This is a genomic window from Isoptericola dokdonensis DS-3 (assembly GCF_001636295.1).
In the GTDB taxonomy this organism is placed as follows: domain Bacteria; phylum Actinomycetota; class Actinomycetes; order Actinomycetales; family Cellulomonadaceae; genus Isoptericola; species Isoptericola dokdonensis.
The window spans coordinates 2,171,542-2,192,001 of the sequence record NZ_CP014209.1; the positions used below are offsets into that span (position 1 = coordinate 2,171,542).

The window sequence follows — 20,460 nt, forward strand, 5'->3', positions numbered from 1 at the left end:
ACTGTGAGTACTACCTGAAATCGACCAGTGTGAGGAAGCACTCCGTGGCCACTCGTCAGACCACCGCCACGACGGAGACCGGCGTCCGCGACGCCGTCGTCGTCGGCGGCAACCGCATCCCGTTCGCCCGCGCCGGCAAGAAGTACGCCGACGCGTCCAACCAGGAGATGTTCACCGCCGCGCTCGACGGCCTCGTCGCGCGGTTCGGGCTCCAGGGCGAGCGCATCGGCGAGGTCGTCGGCGGCGCCGTCCTCAAGCACTCCCGCGACTTCAACCTCGTGCGCGAGTCCGTGCTCGGCTCCGCCCTGCACCCCGCCACCCCCGCCTTCGACCTCCAGCAGGCCTGCGCCACCGGGCTCGAGGCCACCATCACCGTCGCCAACAAGATCCGGCTCGGCCAGATCGACTCCGGCATCGCCGGGGGCACCGACACCATCTCCGACGCGCCCGTCGCCGTCAGCGAGGGCCTGCGCCGCGTCCTGCTCGAGGCCCAGCACGCCAAGACGCTCCAGGCCCGCCTCAAGGCGCTCGCCAAGCTGCGCCCGAGCGACCTCAAGCCGCTCGTGCCCGCCACCGACGAGCCCCGCACCGGCCTGTCCATGGGTGAGCACCAGGCCATCACCGCCGCGCGGTGGGGCATCACCCGCGAGGCGCAGGACCAGGTCGCGCTCGCCAGCCACCAGAACATGGCCGCCGCGTGGGACTCCGGGTTCTTCGACGACCTCGTCACCCCGTTCCGCGGCCTCACGCGCGACGACAACGTCCGCGCCGACACCTCCGCCGAGAAGCTCGCCGGCCTCAAGCCCGTCTTCGGCCGGTCCCTCGAGACCCCCGCCACCATGACGGCCGGGAACTCCACCCCGCTCACCGACGGTGCCTCCACCGTGCTGCTCGGGTCCCGCGAGTGGGCCGAGGCCCACGACCTGCCCGTCCTCGCGCGGTTCGTCGACGCCGAGACCGCCGCCGTCGACTTCGTGCACGGCCACGAGGGCCTGCTCATGGCACCCGCGCACGCCGTCCCGCGCCTGCTCGCCCGCAACGGCCTCACCCTCGCCGACTTCGACCTCGTCGAGATCCACGAGGCGTTCGCCTCCACCGTGCTGACGATCCTCGCCGCGTGGGAGGACGACGACTACTGCAAGAACGAGCTCGGCCTCACCGGCGCGCTCGGCAGCGTCGACCGCGACCGCCTCAACGTCGCCGGGTCGTCGCTCGCCGCCGGCCACCCGTTCGCCGCCACCGGCGGCCGCATCGTCGCCACCACCGCCAAGCTCCTCGCGCGCAAGGCCGCGGAGACCGGGAAGCCCGCCCGCGCGCTCATCTCGATCTGCGCCGCCGGCGGCCTCGGCGCCACCGCCATCCTCGAGTCCGCCTGACCCCGGAAGGAGACGTCATGACCGACCGCTACGCCCAGGCCGTGAACTCCGGGTTCACCAAGACCCTCGCCAAGAAGCTCGGCCTGCCCCGTCCCGCGATCCTGCGCCGGTACCGCGACGGCGACCCGCTCACCGTCGGCCCCGTGCTCGTCCTCGCGGACGCCGCCTCCAAGGCCGACGCCGACGCCGTCGCCCGGACGCTCCTCGGCTGGGACCTCGACGTCCGCCGCGACCACCACGACGACGTCCGCTGGGGCGCCGTCGTCGTCGTCCTCACCGAGGCCGCCGAGCCCACCGCCGTCACCGAGCCCGTCCTCGCCGTCGGCTCCGTGCTGCGCTCCCTCGCCGGCAACGGCCGCGTCGTCACCGTCTCGCGGGCCCCCGCCGCCGACGACTCCCCTGCCGTCGCCGCCACCCGGCAGGGCGTCGACGCCGTCGTGCGCTCGCTCGGCAAGGAGCTGCGCGGCGGGTCGACGTCCAACGGGATCGTGCTGACCGACGACGTCGAGGTGGGCCACCCGTCGGTGCTCGCCACCCTGCGGTTCTTCCTGTCCGCCAAGAGCGCGTACGTCGACGGGCAGCTGCTGCGCGTGGGCACGGCCGACGCCACGGGCATCGTCGGGGACCGGGCGCTCGACGGCCAGGTCGCCGTCGTCACCGGTGCCGCCCGCGGCATCGGCGCGGCCATCGCCCGCACCCTCGCCCGCGACGGCGCCATCGTCGTCTGCGTCGACGTCCCCGCCGCGGGCGAGGCGCTCGCCGCCACCGCCAACGCCGTCGGCGGCACGACGCTGCAGCTCGACGTCACTGCCGACGACGCCGGGCAGCGGATCCTCGACCACGCCCGCGAGCGCCACGGCCGCCTCGACGTCGTCGTGCACAACGCCGGCATCACGCGGGACAAGCTGCTCGCGAACATGAAGCCCGCGCAGTGGGAGTCGGTCGTGGCGGTCAACCTCGCCGCGCAGCTGCGCATCAACGAGGTGCTGCTGGCTGCCGGGATCGACGGGCTGCGCATCGTGTCCCTCGCCTCGACGTCCGGCATCGCCGGGAACAAGGGGCAGACGAACTACGGGTTCTCCAAGGCGGGCGTCATCGGGCACACCCGTGCCACCGCGCGCCTGCTCGCCGCGAGCGGCGGCACCGCCAACGCCGTCGCGCCCGGCTTCATCGAGACCGAGATGACGTCCCGCATCCCCTTCGCGACCCGCGAGGTGGCGCGCCGCATCCCGTCGCTCGCGCAGGGCGGTCAGCCGGTCGACGTCGCCGAGGCCATCGCGTTCCTCGCCTCTCCCGCCGCCGCGGGCGTCAACGGGCAGGTGCTGCGCGTGTGCGGCCAGCACCTGGTGGGCCAGTGACGGCCGCGCCCTGGCGCACCGGCGCCGGGCAGGTGCTGCACGTCGAGACCCAGCAGACCCTGCCCGGCCTCGCCGGCCTGTACGCCCGCGGCGCCGCGGCGTCCGGTCGTATCGCGGCCGGTCGGGCGCTGCCGTCGCTGCCTGTCATCGGCTCGGGCTCGCCGGACCACGCGGAGCGGCCGCTCGTGCTGCCCACCGTGGCGCTGCGCGTCTCCGGCGTCACGACGTCCGAGCTGCGCGGCCACCTGCGCGACTACCAGCGGCTGCTGCACGAGCCCGTCAGCGAGGTGCTGCCCGCCGGGTACCTGCACGTGCTCGCGTTCCCGCTGGCCACCGCCGTCATGGTGCGCGGGGACTTCCCGCTGCCCCTGCTCGGCATGGTGCACCTCGCCAACCACGTGGAGATGCGCGGGCCCGTGCGGCTCGGCGACGTGCTCGAGGTGCGCGCCTGGGCCGAGAACCTGCGGCCCCACCGTCGCGGCGTCCAGGTGGACCTCGTCACGGAGATCCGGCCCGACGGCGACGACTCCGGCCTGCCGCTGTGGCGCGGGATCTCGACGTACCTGGCGAAGGGGTTCACCGCGCCCGAGCCCGACGAGGCCGACGAGGCCGACGAGCCCTCGGTGACCGGCGCCGACCGCGCCGGGGAGCCGGCCGCGCGGGACGAGGCGTGGGCGCCGCCGCTGCCGACCGGACGGTGGGCCCTCGGCCCCGGGACCGGCCGCGCGTACGCCGCCGTGTCCGGCGACCGCAACCCCATCCACCTGTCGTCGCTGTCAGCCAAGGCGTTCGGGTTCCCCCGCGCCATCGCGCACGGCATGTACACCGCCTCCCGGGCGCTGGCCGACGTTGGGCACGCCCGCGGCGACGCCTACCGGTGGACCGTGGAGTTCGCGCAGCCCGTGCTGCTCCCCGGCACCGTGGACGTCGCCGTCATGCCGGAGCTCACCGAGACGCCGGACGGGTTCGGCTACGTCGGCTGGAACGCCCGCCGCGGACGGCGGCACTTCCGCGGCGAGGTCACCCCGCTGTAGCCCGGCTCAGGCAGGTGCCGGCGCCGGGTCGACGACGTCGAACCGGCGCCGCACCACCCACACGAGCACGAGGAAGCAGACCAGCACCGCCAGCGTGGCCAGCGCGAACAGCAGCACGAGCACCACCGTCGCGCCCATCACCGGCACGGTCGTCGCACCACCGGTCAGCAAGGACAGGACCAGGGAGACCGCCGACGTCACGACGTCGGCGGCACGGATCGCCCGCGCCCGACCGGCGAGGGTCGGGTGCTCGAACGCCGCCGCCCTCGCCACCACCGTGCAGACCCCGAACACCACGACGGTGATCGCCACGGTCTCGACCGCCGTCTGGATCATCCCCGGCGTGCCGGTGACCACCTGGGCGAGGGAGCCGATCCCGCCGACCACCGCCCCGCCGAACGCGGCGCGGAACCAGGGATCGACCGCCCGCAGCCGCCCCGTCCCGATCACCGCGAGCAGCCACCCCACGGCGTCCACCACCAGGTCGAACCCGTCGACCCGGATGTCGACGACCACGATCAGCAGGCCCCAGAACAGGAACGTCATCGGTCTCATGGACGCGAACGGTAGCGGGTCCGTGTCGTGACCGGCGTCACGCGCCCATCCCGCGTCCTCCCGCGAGTCAGCACTGTTCGACGCCAGTCAGCGCAGGTCGGCGCGAGTCAGCGCAGGTCGGCGCCAGTCAGCGCAGGTCGGCGCCAGTCAGCGCAGGTCGGCGCCAGTCAGCGCAGGTCGGCGCCAGTCAGCGCAGGTCGGCGCCAGTCAGCGCAGGTCGGCGCGAGTCAGCGCGGGTCGGCGCGAGTCAGCGCTCGATGGCGGCGAGGCGGGCCTCGAGCCCGGCCCGCACGTCCGGCCACTCGTCGTCGACGATGCCGTAGTAGGCGGTGTCCCCCACCGAGCCGTCAGCGGCCACCCGATGCTTGCGCAGCACGCCCTCGGGCCGGGCCCCCAGCCGCTCGATGGCGGCGCGCGAACGGAGGTTGCGCGCGTCGGCGCGCAGGGCGACCCGCTGGACCTCCCAGACGTCGAAGGCGTGCGTGAGCAGCGCGAGCTTGGAGGCCGGGTTGGTCGGCCCGCCCCACCACTGCCGCCCATAGAACGAGTAGCCGATCTCGACACGCCGCTGCGCGGGCACGTGGTCGTAGAACCTGGTGGAGCCGCGCACCTCGCCCTCCGGGCCGACGACGACGAAGGCGTACGTGCCGTCGGCAGCCAGCGCGGCGTCGACCATCGCCTCGACGTCGGCCACCGTGCGAGGCGGCGGGGACACCATGCCGAACCAGAGGTCCGCGTCGATGAGGGAGAGCAGGTCGGCGGCATGCTGCCGCTCCAGCGGTTCGAGTCGGAGCCCGTGGGCGGTGAGTCGCAGGCCGTGTCGCACGGGCACATCCTTCCGCGCTTCGGGCGCCGACGACGACAGGTTTCGCCGTGACGTCCGCCCTCGGTACCGACGCTGCGGTCGACGAGGTGCGCTGCGCCGTCGTGACCCACGCTGACTCACGCCGCCCTGCGCTGGCTGGCGACCGGCCGATCGCGCCGCAACGTTCCTCAGGCATCCCGACCTGGAAGCCCCAGGTTCGGCGGCCCGACCGGTAGCGACCGCACACCTCCTCACCAGTCGCGCTACGAAGCCTGAGGAAGTGCGCACCCGCGCGCTGACTCGCGCCGTCGTGTGCTGACTGGCCAAAGTTTGCGCTGACTCGCGCCGCCCTGCGCTGACTCGCGACGGACAGAGGTCGGGTGAGGGCGGGAGGGGTGCTCGCGAGAGCAGAGGGAGCGCAGCGACCGATTCATTCGAGCGAGCACCTCTCCCGCCCCCACCCGGCCGGACGCACCGACCGCACCGACCGCACCGACCGCACCGGTCTAGGGTCGAGAGATGGATGCCCTGCACGAGCAGACCGCTGTCGAGCTGCGCGACCGCCTGCGGGCGGGCGAGGTGACGCCGTCGGAGGTCACGGACCACTTCCTGGCGCGGATCGAACGCCGCAACGCCGAGCTGGGGGCGTTCTCCCTGGTCACTCCGGACGCTGCCCGCGAGCGAGCGGCGTCGCTCGACGCGGCACCCCACGGCACGTTGTGGGGCCTGCCGAGCGGCGACAAGGACCTGTGGGCGCGCGCGGGGGTGCCGACGGGGTTCGGGTCGCGGGCGCTGGCGGGGTTCGTGCCGGAGGTGTCGGACGACGTGGTCGACGACCTCGACGACGCGGGCCTGGTGAGCCTGGGGCGGACGACGGCGCCGGAGCTGGGGTTCCCCGCGTACACGGAGCCGCTGGCGGGTCCGGTGGCGCGGAACCCGTGGGACACGTCGCGGGGTGCGGGCGGGTCGAGCGGTGGTGCGGCCGTCGCGGTGGCGGCGGGGCTGCTGCCGTTCGCGCCGGGGTCGGACGGCGGGGGTTCGGTGCGGATCCCGGCGGCGGCGTGCGGGGTCGTGGGCCTCAAGCCGTCGCGGGGGCTGCTGCCGTCGGGCTCGGGCCAGGAGGCTCCGGGTGGGCTGGTGGTGAACGGCCCGTTGGCGCGGACGACGGCGGACGCGGCGCTGCTGCTGGAAGGGATGATCCGGCGTCGCCCCGACGGCGCCGCCGCGCACCGTTTCACGCTGCGCGCCCCGGTGGCGCACGCCGGGGCGTACCTGGCGGCGGCACAGCGTGGTGAGGTCGCGGGCCGGGACGACGACGGCGGGCGGTTCCGCCTGGGCGTCACGACCTGGTCGGCGTGGGACGACTACTACGACATCACGGTCGGGCCGGAGGCCCGGGCCGCCCTGGACGCGGGCGTGCAGGCGCTGGCCGGGCTGGGGCACGGCGTCGAGGGACACACGTGGGACCCGGCGCCGGAGTACGGCGACGCGTTCCGCACCCTGTGGATGGCGGGTGCGTCGGCGGTGCCGGTCGACGACGACGCGACGCTGGACCGGATGGAGCCGTTGACGGCCTGGCTGGTGCGGCGCGGGCGGGAGGTCCCGGCGCGCGAGCTGGTGGCGGCGCTGCGCACGCTGGTGGCGTTCGAGCGGCGGCTCGTCGCGGGGTTCGGCGACCTGGACGCGGTGGTGACGCCGGCGCTGGCGATGACGCCGCGCCCGGTGGGCTGGTTCGACCCCGAGGACCCGGACCGCAACTTCGTCCAGCAGTGCCAGTACACGCCGTTCACGTCGTGGTTGAACGTCGCGGGTCTGCCGGCGATCACGGTGCCGGCGCACTGGACCGCCGACGGGCTGCCGATGGGGGTGCAGATCATCGGGCGTCCGGGCGGGGAGGCGGCGCTGCTGGCGATCGCCGCCCAGCTCGAGGACGTGCTGCGCTGGCCGGAGAAGCACCCGCCCGTCTGGTAGCCGGTCGGCTTCGCCCCCCGGCAGGTCAGTCGGGCAGGCAGCCGACGGCGTCCTCGGCGCCCAGCGCGGCGGTCGCGAGCAGACCTTCCAGGCCGGAGCCCTCGGGCACGGGACGCGGGTCGTCCACCACGATCCACAGCCCGTCGACGACGTCGTAGCGCGCCTGCGGGCCGTCGGCGACGAGGGCCGCGACGGCGGCGACGAGCCGTTCGACCTCCTCGCCGGCGGTGCCGACGCCGACGGAGGCACGCACGGCGCCACCGTCGAGGCCAAGCCGGGCGAGCAGCGGATGGGCGCAGAACCGGCCGTCGCGCACACCGATGCCGTGCTCGGCGGACAGGTAGGCGGCGACGAGGCCCGCGTCGCAGCCGGCGACGGTGAAGGTCACCACGCCGACGGTGTCGGCGGCGTCGGGCCACAGGTGCACGACGTCGACGCCGTCGATGGCGCCGAGCCCGGCGACGAGACGACGGCGCAGCGCGTCCTCGTGCTCGCGCAGCTCGTCGGGGTCGACCTCGGCGAGGGCCTGGCAGGCGGCCGCGAGCGAGACGGCGCCGAGCACGTTGGGCGACCCGGCCTCGTGGCGGGCGGGGGCGTCGTGCCACTCGGTGGCGTCGGTGCGAACGCGGCGCACGGCGCCACCGCCCGCGAGGTAGGGGGTGCCGGTGTCGAGCCAGTCGCGGCGGCCGACCAGCGCGCCGCCGCCGAACGGCGCGTACGTCTTGTGCCCGGAGAACGCGACGTAGTCGACGCCCGTGGCCTCCAGCGAGAAGCGGCGGTGCGGCACGAGCTGGGCGCCGTCGAGGAGGAGGCGGGCGCCGTGGTCGTGCGCGGCGGCGACGAGCGCGGCGACGTCGAGCGCCTCGCCGGTGACGTTGGACGCCCCGGTGACGGAGAGCAGCGCGTACCCGCGGCCCGCTGCGGCCCCGGCGGCCAGCTCGTCGCGCAACGCCTGCACGGTGGCCGCGGCGGTGTCCCGCCCGGTGACGACGGTCGCGTCGGCCTCGCGCTGCCAGGGCAGGAAGTTCGCGTGGTGCTCCACGTCGAGGACGAGGACGCGGCCGGGCGTGCCGTCGGTGGCGGCGGGCACGCAGCCGGCGAGCAGGTTGAGCGCGTCGGTGGTGTTGCGCACGACGATCGTGACGTCGTCCTCGCGGGCGCCGACGAAGTCGCCGATGGTGCGTCGTGCCTGCTCGTAGAGGGCGGTGGAGACCTGCGAGAGGTATCCGGCGCCGCGGTGCACGGAGGCGTACAGCGGGAGGGTGGCGGCGACGCGGTCGGCGACGGCCTGCAGGGCCGGGGCGGAGGCCGCGACGTCGAGGTTCGCGTAGGGGACGCGGCGGCCGTCCACGAGCGGCGCGAGGGTGTCGTGCCCGGTGACGGGCAGGACGGGGGCGTGGTCGGCGACGGTGTCGACCTGCGTACAGGCGGGGGCCTCGGTGAGCGTGGTCATGGCGGTACCTCCTGTGGTCCGGGGAGGTGCCTCCCCGCGCTTGCCCGACGCCGGTCGACGTCGTGCCTGGTCGTCACCCGGGGCACCCCGCCGCGAGGGGAGGGTTGCCGGCCAGCGAGCCGGGGCTTCGCGCTGGCGCTCATGACCTGGCATCCATGCTGCGGCGCCACCTTGCCGTCGTCAAGCCTTGGGACGGGTGTCTCACGATGCGGGCGATGAGCGCCCGCATGCTCGCTCTGCGAGACACCCGTCCCGCAGAGCGGGACCGCTGTCGTACGATCGCCGTGACCATCCCGAGCGGCCGAGTGACGTGGCACGACGACGCCGCAGCAACCCCGCGGGACCGGGCACCGCCGTCGACGCGACGCGAGGCCGGGGACCGGGCGCGGGTGCTACCGCCACGACCGATGGAGGAGTGCGCGATGACCGCGACCGTGCAGGCTCGGCCCGCCGAGGGCTACGCCGGAGACATCACCCCGCAGCAGGCGTGGGACCTGCTCGCCGGATCCCCCGACGCCGTGCTCGTCGACGTCCGCACCGAGGGCGAGTGGCGCCTGATCGGCGTGCCCGACGTCGCGGAGCTCGGCAAGCAGGTCGTCCTCACCCAGTGGGTCACGGCCGACGGCCGCCCCAACCCGGGCTTCCTCACCGAGCTCGCGGCCGCGGGGGTCGCGGGTGACGGCCCCGTCGTGTTCCTGTGTCGGTCCGGCCAGCGCTCCATCGGCGCGGCCCGCCTGGCGACGTCGGCCGGGATCGCGCCGTCGTACAACGTGCTCGAGGGCTTCGAGGGCGCGCCGGGTCTGGACGGCCTGCGCACCCGCGAGGGCTGGAAGGTCGCCGGCCTGCCCACCACGGAGTACCGGCCGTGACCCGCGTCGAGATCCCCACCGGACCGGGCGCGAACCCCGAGCTCGTCGGCGGGTCCGGTCGCGGCCCGCTGCCCGACACCGTGCGCCCCGCCACCCTGGCCGTGCGCGGCGGGCACCGCCGCTCCGACTTCAACGAGACCTCCGAGGGCCTGTTCCTCACGCAGGGCTACGTCTACGACTCGGCGGCCGACGCCGAGGCCGCGTTCAGCGGCGACCACTCGCGGTTCGTGTACTCCCGCTACGGCAACCCCACGGTCCGCACGTTCGAGGAGCGGCTGCGGCTCGTCGAGGGCGCCGAGGCCTGCTACGCGACGGCGTCCGGCATGTCCGCGGTGTTCACCACGCTCGCCGCGCTGGTCTCGGCCGGGTCGCGCATCGTCTCGGCCCGCGCGCTGTTCGGCTCCACCAACGTCATCTACTCCGAGATCCTCGCCAAGTGGGGCGTGCAGGTCGACCTCGTGGACGGGCACGTCGAGTCCCAGTGGGAGGAGGCGCTCTCCACCCCCGCCGACGTCGTGTTCTTCGAGACGCCGTCGAACCCCATGCAGGACCTCGTGGACATGCGGCGCGTGTGCGACCTCGCGCACGCCGCCGGTGCCGTCGTCGTCGTCGACAACGTGTTCGCCACCCCGATCCTGCAGAGGCCGCTGGAGTTCGGCGCCGACGTCGTCGTGTACTCCGCGACCAAGCACATCGACGGTCAGGGGCGGGTGCTCGGCGGCGCGATCCTCGGCTCGCAGGAGTTCCTCGGCGGCCCGGTCGAGACCTTCCTGCGGCACACCGGGCCGTCGCTCAGCCCGTTCAACGCGTGGGTGCTGCTCAAGGGCCTGGAGACGCTCGACGTGCGGGTGCGGGCCCAGAACGCCGCCGCGCTGCAGGTCGCCGAGGCCCTCGACGGCCTCGACGGCGTCACCGGCGTCCGCTACCCGTTCCTGGCCTCGCACCCGCAGCACGAGCTCGCGAAGGCCCAGCAGTCCGGCGGCGGCACCGTCGTCACGTTCGACCTCGACGTCCCCGAGGGCACCACGCCCGAGGCCGCGAAGAAGCACGCCTTCGCGTTCCTCGACGCCTTGCGGATCGTCGACATCTCCAACAACCTCGGCGACGCCAAGTCGCTGATCACGCACCCGGCGACGACGACGCACCGCAAGCTCGGCGCCCAGGGCCGCGCCGCGGTCGGGATCAACGAGACCACCGTGCGGCTGTCCGTCGGCCTGGAGGACCCGCTGGACCTCATCGAGGACGTCACGCAGGCGCTGCGCGGCTGACCTTCCCCCGCCCCCGCCGAGCATGCGCCGGCAGCGCATGCTCGGCCGTCGACCGGGCATGGTCGCCGTCCGAAAGTGCTGGTCGTGCCCGGGCCGCCGGTCCTACCGTCGGACGATGACCACGTACGTCCGTCCGCCGCTGCCCCGCGAGGTCTTCCTCGACGACGCCGGTCGCCCCTTCACGTACGGCGATCGATGGGGTGACGACGGCCCGCCGGAGGACGCCTACTCCGTCGTCACCCATCCGGAGCGTTTCGCTGCTCTGCACCCGGTCGCGGACACGCTGCTCGTCCACCTGGCGGCGACCTACGCGGGCGACGTCGCCGAGCTCTCCCCGGCCGACCTGACGACGCACACCCCGGCCGCCCCCGCTCACCCGGCCCTGGCGGGCTGGGGGGACGTCGAGCGCCTGCTCCGCGTCGTCGTCCTGCGGCCGCACCGTGCCGGCGCCGCCCCGATCTCGATCGCGTGGACCGACTACCCCGGCGTCGAGGTGCGAGCCGGCGCGCTCGTCCGCAGGTCCTTCCCGTCCTGCGGGTGCGACGCCTGCGACGACTCGGTCGAGTCGATGGCGGACGACCTGGAGGCGCTGGTGCTCGGGGTCGCGGCAGGTCGTGCGCGCGAGTGGGTACGGTCCGCAGGCCCGTTGTCCTGCTGGGTGGGCTTCAGCACCGACCACGACGACGGCGAGTGGGAGTCGGGTGAGACGCGGCACGACCGCCGGGATCCACAGGTCCGCGCAGCCAGGGCACTGCTGCGGAGCCTGCCGCACGGCCGCTGGCAGCCCTGGACCGCCGTCGGGGACGCGGCTGTCGGCGGCCACCTCTAGCCTGTCCACGTGCTGCACATCCACCGGTCCGAGCGCGCCGACGCGCTGGTCGCGCCCCTGGCCGGGGTGCTGGCGACCCCGCCGGACGACCCGTTCACGCCGGACGTCGTGGCGGTGCCGACGCGCGGCGTGGAGCGGTGGCTGGCGCAGCGGCTGTCGCACCTCCTGGGCGACGGCGGCACGGGGGCCGGGGTGTGCGCGAACGTCGACTTCGGGTCGCCCACGCGGCTGGTCGCGTCGGCCGTCGCCGCGGTGACGGGCGTCGAGCCGGACGACGACCCGTGGCGCCGCGAGCGCCTGGTGTGGCCGGTGCTGCAGGTGGTCGACGCCTCCCTGGACGAGCCGTGGGCTGCGCCGCTGGCGCGGTACGTGGGTGGGCCGGACGACGTGGTGCGGCGGTCGCGGCGGCTCGCGCTGGCCCAGCGCGCGGCCGACCTGTTCACCGCCTACTCCCGGCAGCGGCCGTCGCTGCCGGTGGCGTGGCGGGACGGGGACCTGACGGACGGCGCGGGCGCTCCGGTGCCCCCGGACCTGGCGTGGCAGCCGGAGCTGTGGCGGCGGGTCCGCGACCTGCTGGCCGCGCCGAGCCCGGCGGAGGTGATCACGGACGCCGTCGCCGTGCTGGAGCGCGACCCCGGCGTCGTCGACCTGCCGGCGCGGCTGTCGGTGTTCGGCCCGACCCGGCTGCCCCAGGACGAGCTGCGGGTGCTGCGGGCGCTGGCCCGGCACCGCGACGTCCATCTGTGGCTCCCGCACCCGTCGCCCGCGCTGTGGAACGAGGTCTCCGCGCTCCCGGCGCGGCCGGGGGACGCGCGACGGTCCGGCCTCCCGGCCGTCGCCCTCCACCCGCTGCTCACGTCGACCGCCCGGGACTCCGTGGAGATGCAGCTGCGCCTGACCGGCGCGTTCGACGCCGACGAGGCCGACGTCGTCGAGACGCACCACCCGGCCCCCGCTCCCCCGGCCACGCTGCTGGGCGCGCTGCAGACGTCGTTGCGCACCGACACCCCGGACGCGGCCGACCGTGCGGTGCTCGACCCGCGCGACCGCAGCGTGCAGGTCCATGCCTGTCACGGCCGGTCGCGGCAGGTGGAGGTGCTGCGGGAGGCGCTGGTGGGTCTCTTCGCCGCCGACCCGACGCTGGAGCCGCGTGACGTCGTCGTGCTGTGCCCGGACGTCGAGGCGTTCGCGCCGCTGATCACCGCCACGTTCGGCGCGGTGCCCGACACCGCGGTCGCGGTGCACCCGGGCCAGCGCCTGCGGGTGAGCCTCGCGGACCGCGGGGCGGGCGCGACCAACCCGGTCCTCGGTGTGCTGTCGACGCTGCTGCGCCTGGCCGACGGCCGGGTGACGGCGTCCGAGGTGCTGGACCTCGCGGCCTCTCCGCCGGTGCGGCGACGGTTCCGGCTCACCGACGACGACCTCGACCGCTGGCGCGGCTGGGCCGTCGAGGTGGGCGTGCGCTGGGGCGAGGACGGCACGCGGCGCGAGCGGTTCGGCATCGACCCGCGCGTGCGGCAGGGCACGTGGGACGCGGCGCTGGACCGCGTGCTGCTGGGCGTGGCGATGGCGGAGGAGGACGCGCGGTTCGTCGGGCCGGCGCTGCCGCTGGACGACGTCGGGTCGACGGACGTCGAGACGGCGGGGCGGTTCGCCGAGCTCGTCGCGCGGCTCTCGGAGCTCCTGGCGGAGCTGGCCGGGGTACGCCCGCTCGGCGACTGGCTGGACACCCTGGACCGTGCGGTGACGCTGCTGACCGACCCGGCCCCGGACGACGCGTGGCAGACGGTACAGGCGCGGCGGGTGCTCGTCGGCGTGCGCACGGCCGGCGAGACCCACGCGGGGTCGCGGCTCGCGCTGGAGGACGTCCGCGCGGTGCTCGCCGACCGGCTCGCGGGCCGGCCCACCCGCTCGGGGTTCCGCACGGGCGCGCTCACGGTGTGCTCGCTGGAACCGATGCGGGCGGTCCCGCACCGGGTGGTGTGCCTGCTCGGCATGGACGACGCGGTGTTCCCGCGCTCCGCCTCCCCCGACGGCGACGACCTGCTCGCCCGCGACGCGTGCGTCGGCGAGCGGGACCGCCGCACCGAGGACCGCCAGATCTTCCTCGACGCCCTGGGCGCCGCCACCGAGCACCTCGTCGTGCTGCACACGGGCGCGGACGAGCGCACGGGCGCGGCCCGGCCGCCCGCCGTCCCGGTGGCGGAGCTGCTCGACGCCCTCGACCGGCTCGCCGTCACCGCGGACGGCGGGGCGGCGCGCGAGCAGGTCGTGGTGCGGCACCCCCTGCAGGCCGTGGGCGAGCCGAACTTCGTGCCCGGCGCACTGGGCACGCGCGGGCCGTTCAGCCACGACCCCGCCGCGCTCGCGGGCGCGGTGGCCGGCCGCGCCGACCGGGCGACGCCGGGCCTGCTCGTCACCGAGCCGCTGCCCGTGGCGCCGCCGGGCGGGGACGAGGTCGACCTCGACGACCTCGTGGCCGTCCTGGAGCACCCCGCGCGCTGGTTCGTCACGAAGAGCCTGGGCGTCCGGCTGACGCAGGACGCCGACGAGGTGGACGACCGGCTCCCCCTCGCGGCCGACCCGCTCGTCGGGTGGGGCGCCGGCGACCGGATCCTCACCGCCACCCTGGCGGGTGCCGACCCGCAGCAGGTGTTCCAGGCGGAGTGGCGGCGCGGCCAGCTCCCGCCGCGACGTCTCGGCCACGCTGCCCTGTCGAACGTGATGGAGCGGGTGCAGCCGGTGCACGCCACGGCCTCGAACGCGATGTCCACGGGCGAGCCGCGCGCGGTGGACCTCTCGGTGACGCTGCCGTCCGGCGCCACGGTGGTCGGGACCGTGCCCGGCGTGCACGGCGAGCGGGTGGTGCGCGCCGAGTACTCGAAGCTCGCGCCGAAGCACCGGCTGCGTTCCTGGGTGCAGGTGCTCGCGCTGGCCGCCGCGCACCCGGGCACGGCATGGGAGACGGGCACGGTCGGCCGGGCGCCGGTGTCGGCCCCGCGGGCCGCGTGGAGCCGCATCCCCGCCCCGGACCACGCCGAGGCGGTGCGGCTGCTCGACGACCTCGTGCGGCTGCGCGCCGAGGCCGCCCGCGGGCCGCTCCCCCTGCCGCCGGAGGCGGCGCACGCCTACGCGGTCACCCGTGACCGGGGCTCCGTCGACGTCGTGGCCGCGCTGCGCGAGGCCGCCTACACGTGGGGTGGCGGGTTCGAGAAGCAGGACCCGTTCCACGTGCTCTGCTGGGGCCCGGGTGCCGCCCTAGACGCGTTCGCCGGGACACCCACCGACGACGACCGCCGCGACCTGCCCGGCGAGACCACCCGCTTCGGGGCGCTCGCGCGTCGCGTGTGGGACCCGCTGCTGGAGCGCGAGGAGAAGGGGACGTCATGACGTTCGACGCCGACGCACCGGGGACGCCGGACGAACCCACCGCCGGGGCACACCGCGGCGCACCGTCCTTCGGGGCGGAGCGCCCGGTCTTCGACGTGCACGGCCCCCTCCCTCAGGGCACCACCGTGCTGGAGGCCAGCGCCGGGACGGGCAAGACGTTCACCATCGCGGCGCTCGCGACGCGGTACGTGGCCGAGGGGGCCGCGGAGCTGCGCGACCTCATGCTGGTGACGTTCGGGCGTGCCGCCACCTCGGAGCTGCGCGACCGGGTGCGCGAGCGCCTGGTCCGGACCGAGCGTGCCCTGCGCGCCGACGACCCGGCGTCCGACCCCGACCCCCTGGTGGCGCTGCTCGCCGACGTCGACCCGGACGAGCTCGCCCGGCGCCGCCAGCGCCTCGCCGTGGCGCTGTCCCAGCTCGACGCGGCGACGATCACGACGACGCACGGGTTCTGCCAGCAGATGCTGGTGGCGCTCGGCATCGCGGCCGACGTCGACCCGGCGGCGACGTTCCTGCCCGACGTCGCGGACCTCGTGCGCGAGGTCTCCGACGACCTCTACGTGCGCCGCTTCGCCGACGAGGCGCGTCCGGCGCTCACGCCCTCGCTGGCGGGCGACGTCGGACGGGCGGCGGTGAGCGACCACCAGGCCCGGCTCGTGCCGGCCGAGCCGGGTGGAGGCGAGCCGACGTCGGGTGGCACGCTGCGGCACCGCGTCGCGCTCGACACCCGCACCGAGACGCTGCGCCGCAAGCGCGCGCAGCACCTCATGGACTACGACGACCTGCTCGTGCTGCTGCGCGACACCCTGGCGGACCCGGTGCACGGCCCGACGGCCGCCGAGCGCGTGCGCTCCCGGTACCGCGTCGTCATGGTGGACGAGTTCCAGGACACCGACCCGGTCCAGTGGGAGATCCTGCGGACCGCGTTCCACGGGCACCGCACGCTCGTGCTCATCGGCGACCCGAAGCAGGCCATCTACGCGTTCCGCGGCGCCGACGTCGTCGCGTACCTCGACGCGCAGGCCGACGCGACGGCGGTGGCGACCCTCGGCACGTCGTACCGCAGCGACCGGCCGCTGCTCCAGGCGCTGCACACGGTGCTCGGCGACGTCGCGCTGGGCGACCCGCGGATCGTCGTGCGGGCGGTCGAGGCGGCCCACGGGGCACGGTTCGAGGGCGGGGCACCGCTGCGGCTGCGGCACGTGGCCAGCCGGTCGCTCGGGCTCAAGGCCGGGTCGGTCCCGGCGGTCGGGACACCGCGCACGCACGTCGCCCAGGACGTCGCGGCGGACGTCGTGACACGGCTGGGGCGTGACCTGATCGACGACGACGGGGCGCGGCGCGCGCTGGAACCCCGGGACGTCGCGGTGCTGACCCGCACGAACGTGCAGGCGGAGCTGGTGCGGCTCGCGCTGACGGACCGCGGTGTGCCCGCCGTCGTGTCGGGGCTGTCGAGCGTGTTCGCCACGCCGGCCGCCCGGGACTGGCTGACCCTGCTGGACGCCCTGGAGCAGCCGGGCGCGCACGGTCGCGCCGCCGCGCTCGCGCTCACCCCGTTCGTCGGCTGGGACGCCGCCCGCCTCGCGGGCGCCGGGGACGCTGCGCACGACGAGCTGTCCGACACCGTCCGCCGGTGGTCGCGGCTCCTGACGACGCGCGGGGTCGCGGCGCTGCACGAGGCCGTCACCCGCGAGGGCCTGGCGGAGCGGCTGCTGCGCCTGACGACCGGCGAGCGGCAGCTGACCGACCTGCGGCACGTCGGCGAGGTGCTGCACGCCGCCGCGCTCGCGGAGGGGCTCGGCGCCCAGTCGCTCACCGCCTGGCTGCGGCGCCGCATCGCCGAGGCCAAGGTCGACTTCGACGAGGAGCGCAGCCGCCGACTCGAGACGGACGCCGCCGCCGTGCAGGTCGTCACGGTGCACGCCAGCAAGGGCCTCGAGTTCGGCGTCGTGTACGTGCCGTACGCGTGGGACCGCTGGGAGCCGTCGACGCCCGACGTGCTGCGGTTCCACGACGACCACGGGCTGCGCACCCTGCACGTCGGCGGGCCCGCCTCCCCCGGCTACGACGCGGCCCTCGACCGCAGCCGCGCCGAGGAGGCCGGGGAGGACCTCCGTCTGCTCTACGTCGCGCTCACGCGGGCCCGCCACCAGGTGGTGGCGCACTGGGCGCCGTCGAAGGCGAACTCCGCGAAGGGGGCGCTGACGCGGGTGCTCCTCGCGGACCGGCTGCTCGGCGGCGAGCCGGAGAAGCACGCCACCCCGCGCCAGATGCGCGACGAGGACGCCCGGGCCGCGCTGGACGCCGTCGCCGCCCGGTCCGGGGGCACCGTCGTGGTCGAGGAGGTGCCCGACGCGGTGTCGACGGACCGCTGGCAGCCGCCCGCCCAGGACCTGCCGGCGCTCGGGGTGTCGGCACTGGACCGGCTGCCGGACGCGTCGTGGCGGCGGGCGTCGTACACGGCGCTCACGGCCGGCGCGCACCACGGCCCGGCCGGGGCCGGGTTCGGCGCGGCACCGGCTGCCGGGGCGCCGGGTGTCACGTCGGAGCCGGAGGACACGGTCGTCGAGGACGAACCTGCCGAGCAGGCGGCCGACGCGCTGCCCGTGGGGGCGGCGGACGCCGCGAGGTCCGGGCCCGGGGCGGACCTGCCGTCGCCGATGTCGGACCTGCCTGCCGGGGCCGCGTTCGGCACGCTCGTGCACGAGGTCCTGGAGTACGTGGACACCGCCGCGGCCGACCTGGACGCCGAGCTGCTGGCGCACTGCACGCGGGCTGCGGCGTCGTCGCGCCTGCCCGGCGCCGACCCCGCCCGGCTCGCGGCGGCGCTCGCCGTCGTGGCGCGCACCCCGCTGGGCCCGCTCGCCGGCGGGGCCACCCTGGCCGACGTCCTCCCGCGCGACCGCCTCGCCGAGCTCGAGTTCGAGCTGCCGCTCGCCGGGGGTGACGGGCTCGCCGGGGGCGGCGGGAGCACGGCACGCGGCGGACCTGTCGCCCCGGCCGGGCGGGCGGGGACGGGCGGCGCGACGCTGGCCGACGTCGCCGCGCTGCTGGGCCGGCACCTGGCCGACGACGACCCGTTCACCGCGTATCCGGCGATGCTCGCCGAGCTCGCGGCCGCGGACCCGCACCCCGCGGTGCTGCGCGGCTACCTCACCGGGTCGATCGACGCCGTCCTAAGGGTCATCGGGGCGGACGGCGTGCCCCGGTTCCTCGTCGTGGACTACAAGACGAACCGGCTCGGCGTCCCGGACACCCCGCTGACGGCGCACGACTACCGCCCGTCGGCCACCGTCGACGCGATGCTGCACGCCCACTACCCGCTCCAGCTCGTCCTGTACCTGGTGGGGCTGCACCGCTACCTGCGGTGGCGGCTGCCCGGCTACGACCCGGACGTCCACCTCGGCGGCGGCCTCTACCTGTTCGTGCGCGGCATGTGCGGGCCCGCGACGCCCGCGGGGGCGGACGGCGCACCGCACGGCGTCGTCGCGTGGGTGCCGCCGTCGGGGCTGGTGCCCGCGCTGTCCGACCTGCTCGACCGGGGCACCCTGAGCGCCGAGGAGGCCGCATGACCGTCGACACCGCTGGGACCGCCACCGTGGACGGCGAGGTCCGGCTCGCCGTCGGGTCCACCGGCATGCTCGGCGAGCTCAACGCGGCGGGGATCGTCGCGTCCACGGACGTGCACGTCGCGACCCGGCTGGGCCGCCTCACGGGCGAGTCCGACGAACGGGTGCTGCTCGCCGTCGCGCTGGCCGTGCGCGCGCTCCGCGGCGGGTCGGTGTGCGTGCGCCTCGACGACCCGACCGAGCTCGCGACGCTCGCCCGCCCCGAGGACGACGGCACCGCCGCCCTCGTGGCCCAGACCGACGCGGCGGAGACCGCGGTGTCGCCGTGGCCCGAGCACGACGCCTGGATCGCGGCGATCGAGGCGAGCCCGATGGTGGTGGTCGGCGCGGGCGGGCCGACGGACCTGCCGGTGCGCTGGGTCGGCGGACGGCTCTACCTCGACCGGTACTGGCGCGACGAGCTCGCCGTGCGCCACCTCGTCGACGCCCGGGTCACCGCGGAACCGTTCGTGGTGCCCGCCGACCGGCTCGCGAACGCCCTCGCACGACTCTTCCCCGACGACGGCGACACCCGGCAGCGCCTCGCCGCCGAGCACGCGGCCCGGCGGCGCATCACCGTGCTCACCGGAGGCCCGGGCACGGGCAAGACGACGACGGTGGCGCGGCTGCTCGCCGTCGTGCACGACGTCGCCGACGCGAGCGGCGCCGCCGCGGGCTCGGGCGGCCCGGACGGCGGGCGGCCGTTGCGCGTGGCTCTCGCCGCCCCGACCGGCAAGGCGGCGGCGCGGCTCCAGGAGGCGGTGCGGGACGTCGTCGCCACGCTCGCGCCGCAGGACCAGGGACGCACCGGGGAGCCGGTCGCGACGACGGTGCACCGGCTGCTCGGGTACCGCAGCGCCACACGGTTCCGGCACCACGCCGGGCACCACCTGCCGCACGACGTCGTCGTGGTGGACGAGACGTCGATGGTGCCGCTGTCGCTCATGGCGCGACTGCTGGAGGCCCTGCGGCCGGACGCGCGGCTCGTGCTCGTCGGCGACCCGGACCAGCTCGCGTCCGTCGAGGCGGGTGCCGTGCTCGGCGACCTCGTGCAGCGACCGTCGATCGACGGCGCTCCGCCCGTCGAGGCGGTCCGGACGATCACCGGCCCCGACGACCGCGTGCCCCTCACGGGCGACGAGCCCGACCGGCTGCGCAACGGCGTCGTCGGCCTGGTGACGGTGCACCGGCAGGACGAGGACTCCGCGATCCTGCCGCTCGCGAGCGCGATCCGGGCCGGTGACGCGGACACGGTGCTCTCGGTGCTGCGCGCCGGGACGGGAGGCGTGGAGCTGGTCGAGACGGACACCGACCGGCTGACGGAGGACGACGTCCGCGGCGTGCAGGCCGACGCCGTGCAGGCGGGCCGTCTGCTCGTCGCCGCGGCGCGGGACGGCGACCCGCGCGGAGCGCTCGACGCCCTGACGCGGCACCGGGTGATGGTCGCGCACCGGCGCGGACCGGTCGGTGTCGCCCGCTGGGCCGCGCAGGTCGAGGCGTGGGTCGAGGACGCCACCCGGACCGAACGTGCCGGCGCGGACGGGCCGTGGGTCGTGGGACGTCCGCTGCTCGTCACCAGCAACGACGCGGAGGTCGGTCTCTACAACGGGGACACCGGCGTCGTGGTGGCGGACGGAGACGGCGTGGTCGCGGCGTTCGGCGACCCGCGCGACCCCGTCCGGGTCCGCACCCACCGCCTGCCGCCGGTCGAGACGGTGCACGCCATGACGGTGCACCGCGCCCAGGGCAGCCAGTTCCGCCGCGTGTCGTTGATCCTGCCGCCGCCGACGTCGCCGCTGCTCACCCGCGAGCTGCTCTACACGGCTGTGACCCGCGCGAGCGAGCACGTCCGGGTGCTCGGTACCGCCGACGCCGTGCGCGCCGCCGTCGCCCGCCCCGTCCGCCGCGCGAGCGGCCTGCGCGACCCGCTCCCCGGCTGACCCT

General features: G+C 76.0%; 13 protein-coding genes and 1 riboswitch. Of the genes, 10 read left to right on the forward strand and 3 right to left on the reverse strand.

Going from position 1 to position 20,460, the window contains the following annotated elements; all coding sequences use genetic code 11:
* The first annotated feature begins 44 nt into the window (after positions 1–44).
* From I598_RS10135 to I598_RS10145, 3 genes are read left to right on the forward strand one after another with little or no spacing between them, the layout of a single operon-like run.
* Complete coding sequence (locus I598_RS10135; protein ID WP_068202857.1) at positions 45–1,376, forward strand: acetyl-CoA C-acetyltransferase; 1,332 nt, start codon at positions 45–47, stop codon at positions 1,374–1,376.
* Positions 1,377–1,393: 17 nt separating this feature from the next.
* Positions 1,394–2,734, forward strand: coding sequence for a 3-oxoacyl-ACP reductase (locus tag I598_RS10140; RefSeq protein WP_068202858.1), 1,341 nt, complete (start codon positions 1,394–1,396; stop codon positions 2,732–2,734).
* Positions 2,731–3,768, forward strand: a complete 1,038-nt coding sequence (locus I598_RS10145) for a MaoC/PaaZ C-terminal domain-containing protein (RefSeq protein WP_083973154.1) — start codon at positions 2,731–2,733, stop codon at positions 3,766–3,768. Before I598_RS10140 ends, I598_RS10145 begins: the two co-directional genes overlap by 4 nt.
* A 6-nt stretch (positions 3,769–3,774) precedes the next feature.
* Here I598_RS10145 and I598_RS10150 read toward each other — a convergent pair whose 3' ends face one another.
* Together I598_RS10150 and I598_RS10155 are read right to left on the reverse strand one after the other, a co-directional pair.
* Positions 3,775–4,323: a hypothetical protein gene (locus I598_RS10150; RefSeq protein ID WP_157557204.1), complete on the reverse strand. Its 549-nt coding sequence runs from the start codon at positions 4,321–4,323 to the stop codon at positions 3,775–3,777.
* A gap of 247 nt (positions 4,324–4,570) precedes the next feature.
* A complete protein-coding gene (locus I598_RS10155; protein ID WP_068202860.1) occupies positions 4,571–5,149 on the reverse strand; it encodes a GNAT family N-acetyltransferase in 579 nt (192 codons plus the stop codon).
* 498 nt (positions 5,150–5,647) lie between these two features.
* Between I598_RS10155 and I598_RS10160 the strand changes: the two genes are divergently transcribed.
* Entirely contained in the window at positions 5,648–7,099 is a 1,452-nt protein-coding gene (locus tag I598_RS10160; protein WP_068202861.1) for an amidase, read from the forward strand.
* A gap of 25 nt (positions 7,100–7,124) precedes the next feature.
* On the opposite strand, the gene I598_RS10165 is transcribed toward I598_RS10160, so the two are convergent.
* The gene (locus I598_RS10165; RefSeq protein WP_068202862.1) at positions 7,125–8,552 is read right to left on the reverse strand and encodes an aminotransferase class V-fold PLP-dependent enzyme; all 1,428 of its coding nucleotides are present in this window, start codon (positions 8,550–8,552) and stop codon (positions 7,125–7,127) included.
* A gap of 31 nt (positions 8,553–8,583) precedes the next feature.
* Positions 8,584–8,699: riboswitch (SAM riboswitch) on the reverse strand.
* Positions 8,700–8,974: 275 nt separating this feature from the next.
* On the opposite strand from I598_RS10165, the gene I598_RS10170 reads away from it, so the two are divergent.
* From I598_RS10170 to recD, 6 genes are all read left to right on the forward strand, one after another.
* Positions 8,975–9,421, forward strand: coding sequence for a rhodanese-like domain-containing protein (locus I598_RS10170; protein ID WP_068205190.1), 447 nt, complete (start codon positions 8,975–8,977; stop codon positions 9,419–9,421).
* Between the two features lie 68 nt (positions 9,422–9,489).
* Entirely contained in the window at positions 9,490–10,689 is a 1,200-nt protein-coding gene (locus tag I598_RS10175; RefSeq protein ID WP_068205191.1) for an O-succinylhomoserine sulfhydrylase, read from the forward strand.
* 115 nt (positions 10,690–10,804) lie between these two features.
* Positions 10,805–11,518, forward strand: coding sequence for a DUF6226 family protein (locus I598_RS10180; protein WP_157557205.1), 714 nt, complete (start codon positions 10,805–10,807; stop codon positions 11,516–11,518).
* Between the two features lie 9 nt (positions 11,519–11,527).
* Positions 11,528–14,908, forward strand: coding sequence for an exodeoxyribonuclease V subunit gamma (gene recC / locus I598_RS10185; protein ID WP_068202864.1), 3,381 nt, complete (start codon positions 11,528–11,530; stop codon positions 14,906–14,908).
* A complete protein-coding gene (locus I598_RS10190; protein WP_083973158.1) occupies positions 14,905–18,480 on the forward strand; it encodes a UvrD-helicase domain-containing protein in 3,576 nt (1,191 codons plus the stop codon). Before recC ends, I598_RS10190 begins: the two co-directional genes overlap by 4 nt.
* On the forward strand, positions 18,477–20,456 hold the full coding sequence (gene recD, locus I598_RS10195) for an exodeoxyribonuclease V subunit alpha (RefSeq protein ID WP_083973160.1): 1,980 nt from the start codon (positions 18,477–18,479) through the stop codon (positions 20,454–20,456). The genes I598_RS10190 and recD overlap by 4 nt, the downstream gene beginning before the upstream one ends.
* Positions 20,457–20,460 lie beyond the last annotated feature (4 nt).

Bases quoted from the DNA above. Each gene is read 5' to 3' on its own strand.
- I598_RS10140 (WP_068202858.1), top strand. From the start codon at position 1,394: ATGACCGACCGCTACGCCCAGGCCGTGAACTCCGGGTTCACCAAGACC.
- I598_RS10150 (WP_157557204.1), bottom strand. From the start codon at position 4,323: ATGAGACCGATGACGTTCCTGTTCTGGGGCCTGCTGATCGTGGTCGTC.
- I598_RS10160 (WP_068202861.1), top strand. From the start codon at position 5,648: ATGGATGCCCTGCACGAGCAGACCGCTGTCGAGCTGCGCGACCGCCTG.
- I598_RS10165 (WP_068202862.1), bottom strand. From the start codon at position 8,552: ATGACCACGCTCACCGAGGCCCCCGCCTGTACGCAGGTCGACACCGTC.
- I598_RS10170 (WP_068205190.1), top strand. From the start codon at position 8,975: ATGACCGCGACCGTGCAGGCTCGGCCCGCCGAGGGCTACGCCGGAGAC.
- I598_RS10180 (WP_157557205.1), top strand. From the start codon at position 10,805: ATGACCACGTACGTCCGTCCGCCGCTGCCCCGCGAGGTCTTCCTCGAC.
- I598_RS10190 (WP_083973158.1), top strand. From the start codon at position 14,905: ATGACGTTCGACGCCGACGCACCGGGGACGCCGGACGAACCCACCGCC.
- recD (WP_083973160.1), top strand. From the start codon at position 18,477: ATGACCGTCGACACCGCTGGGACCGCCACCGTGGACGGCGAGGTCCGG.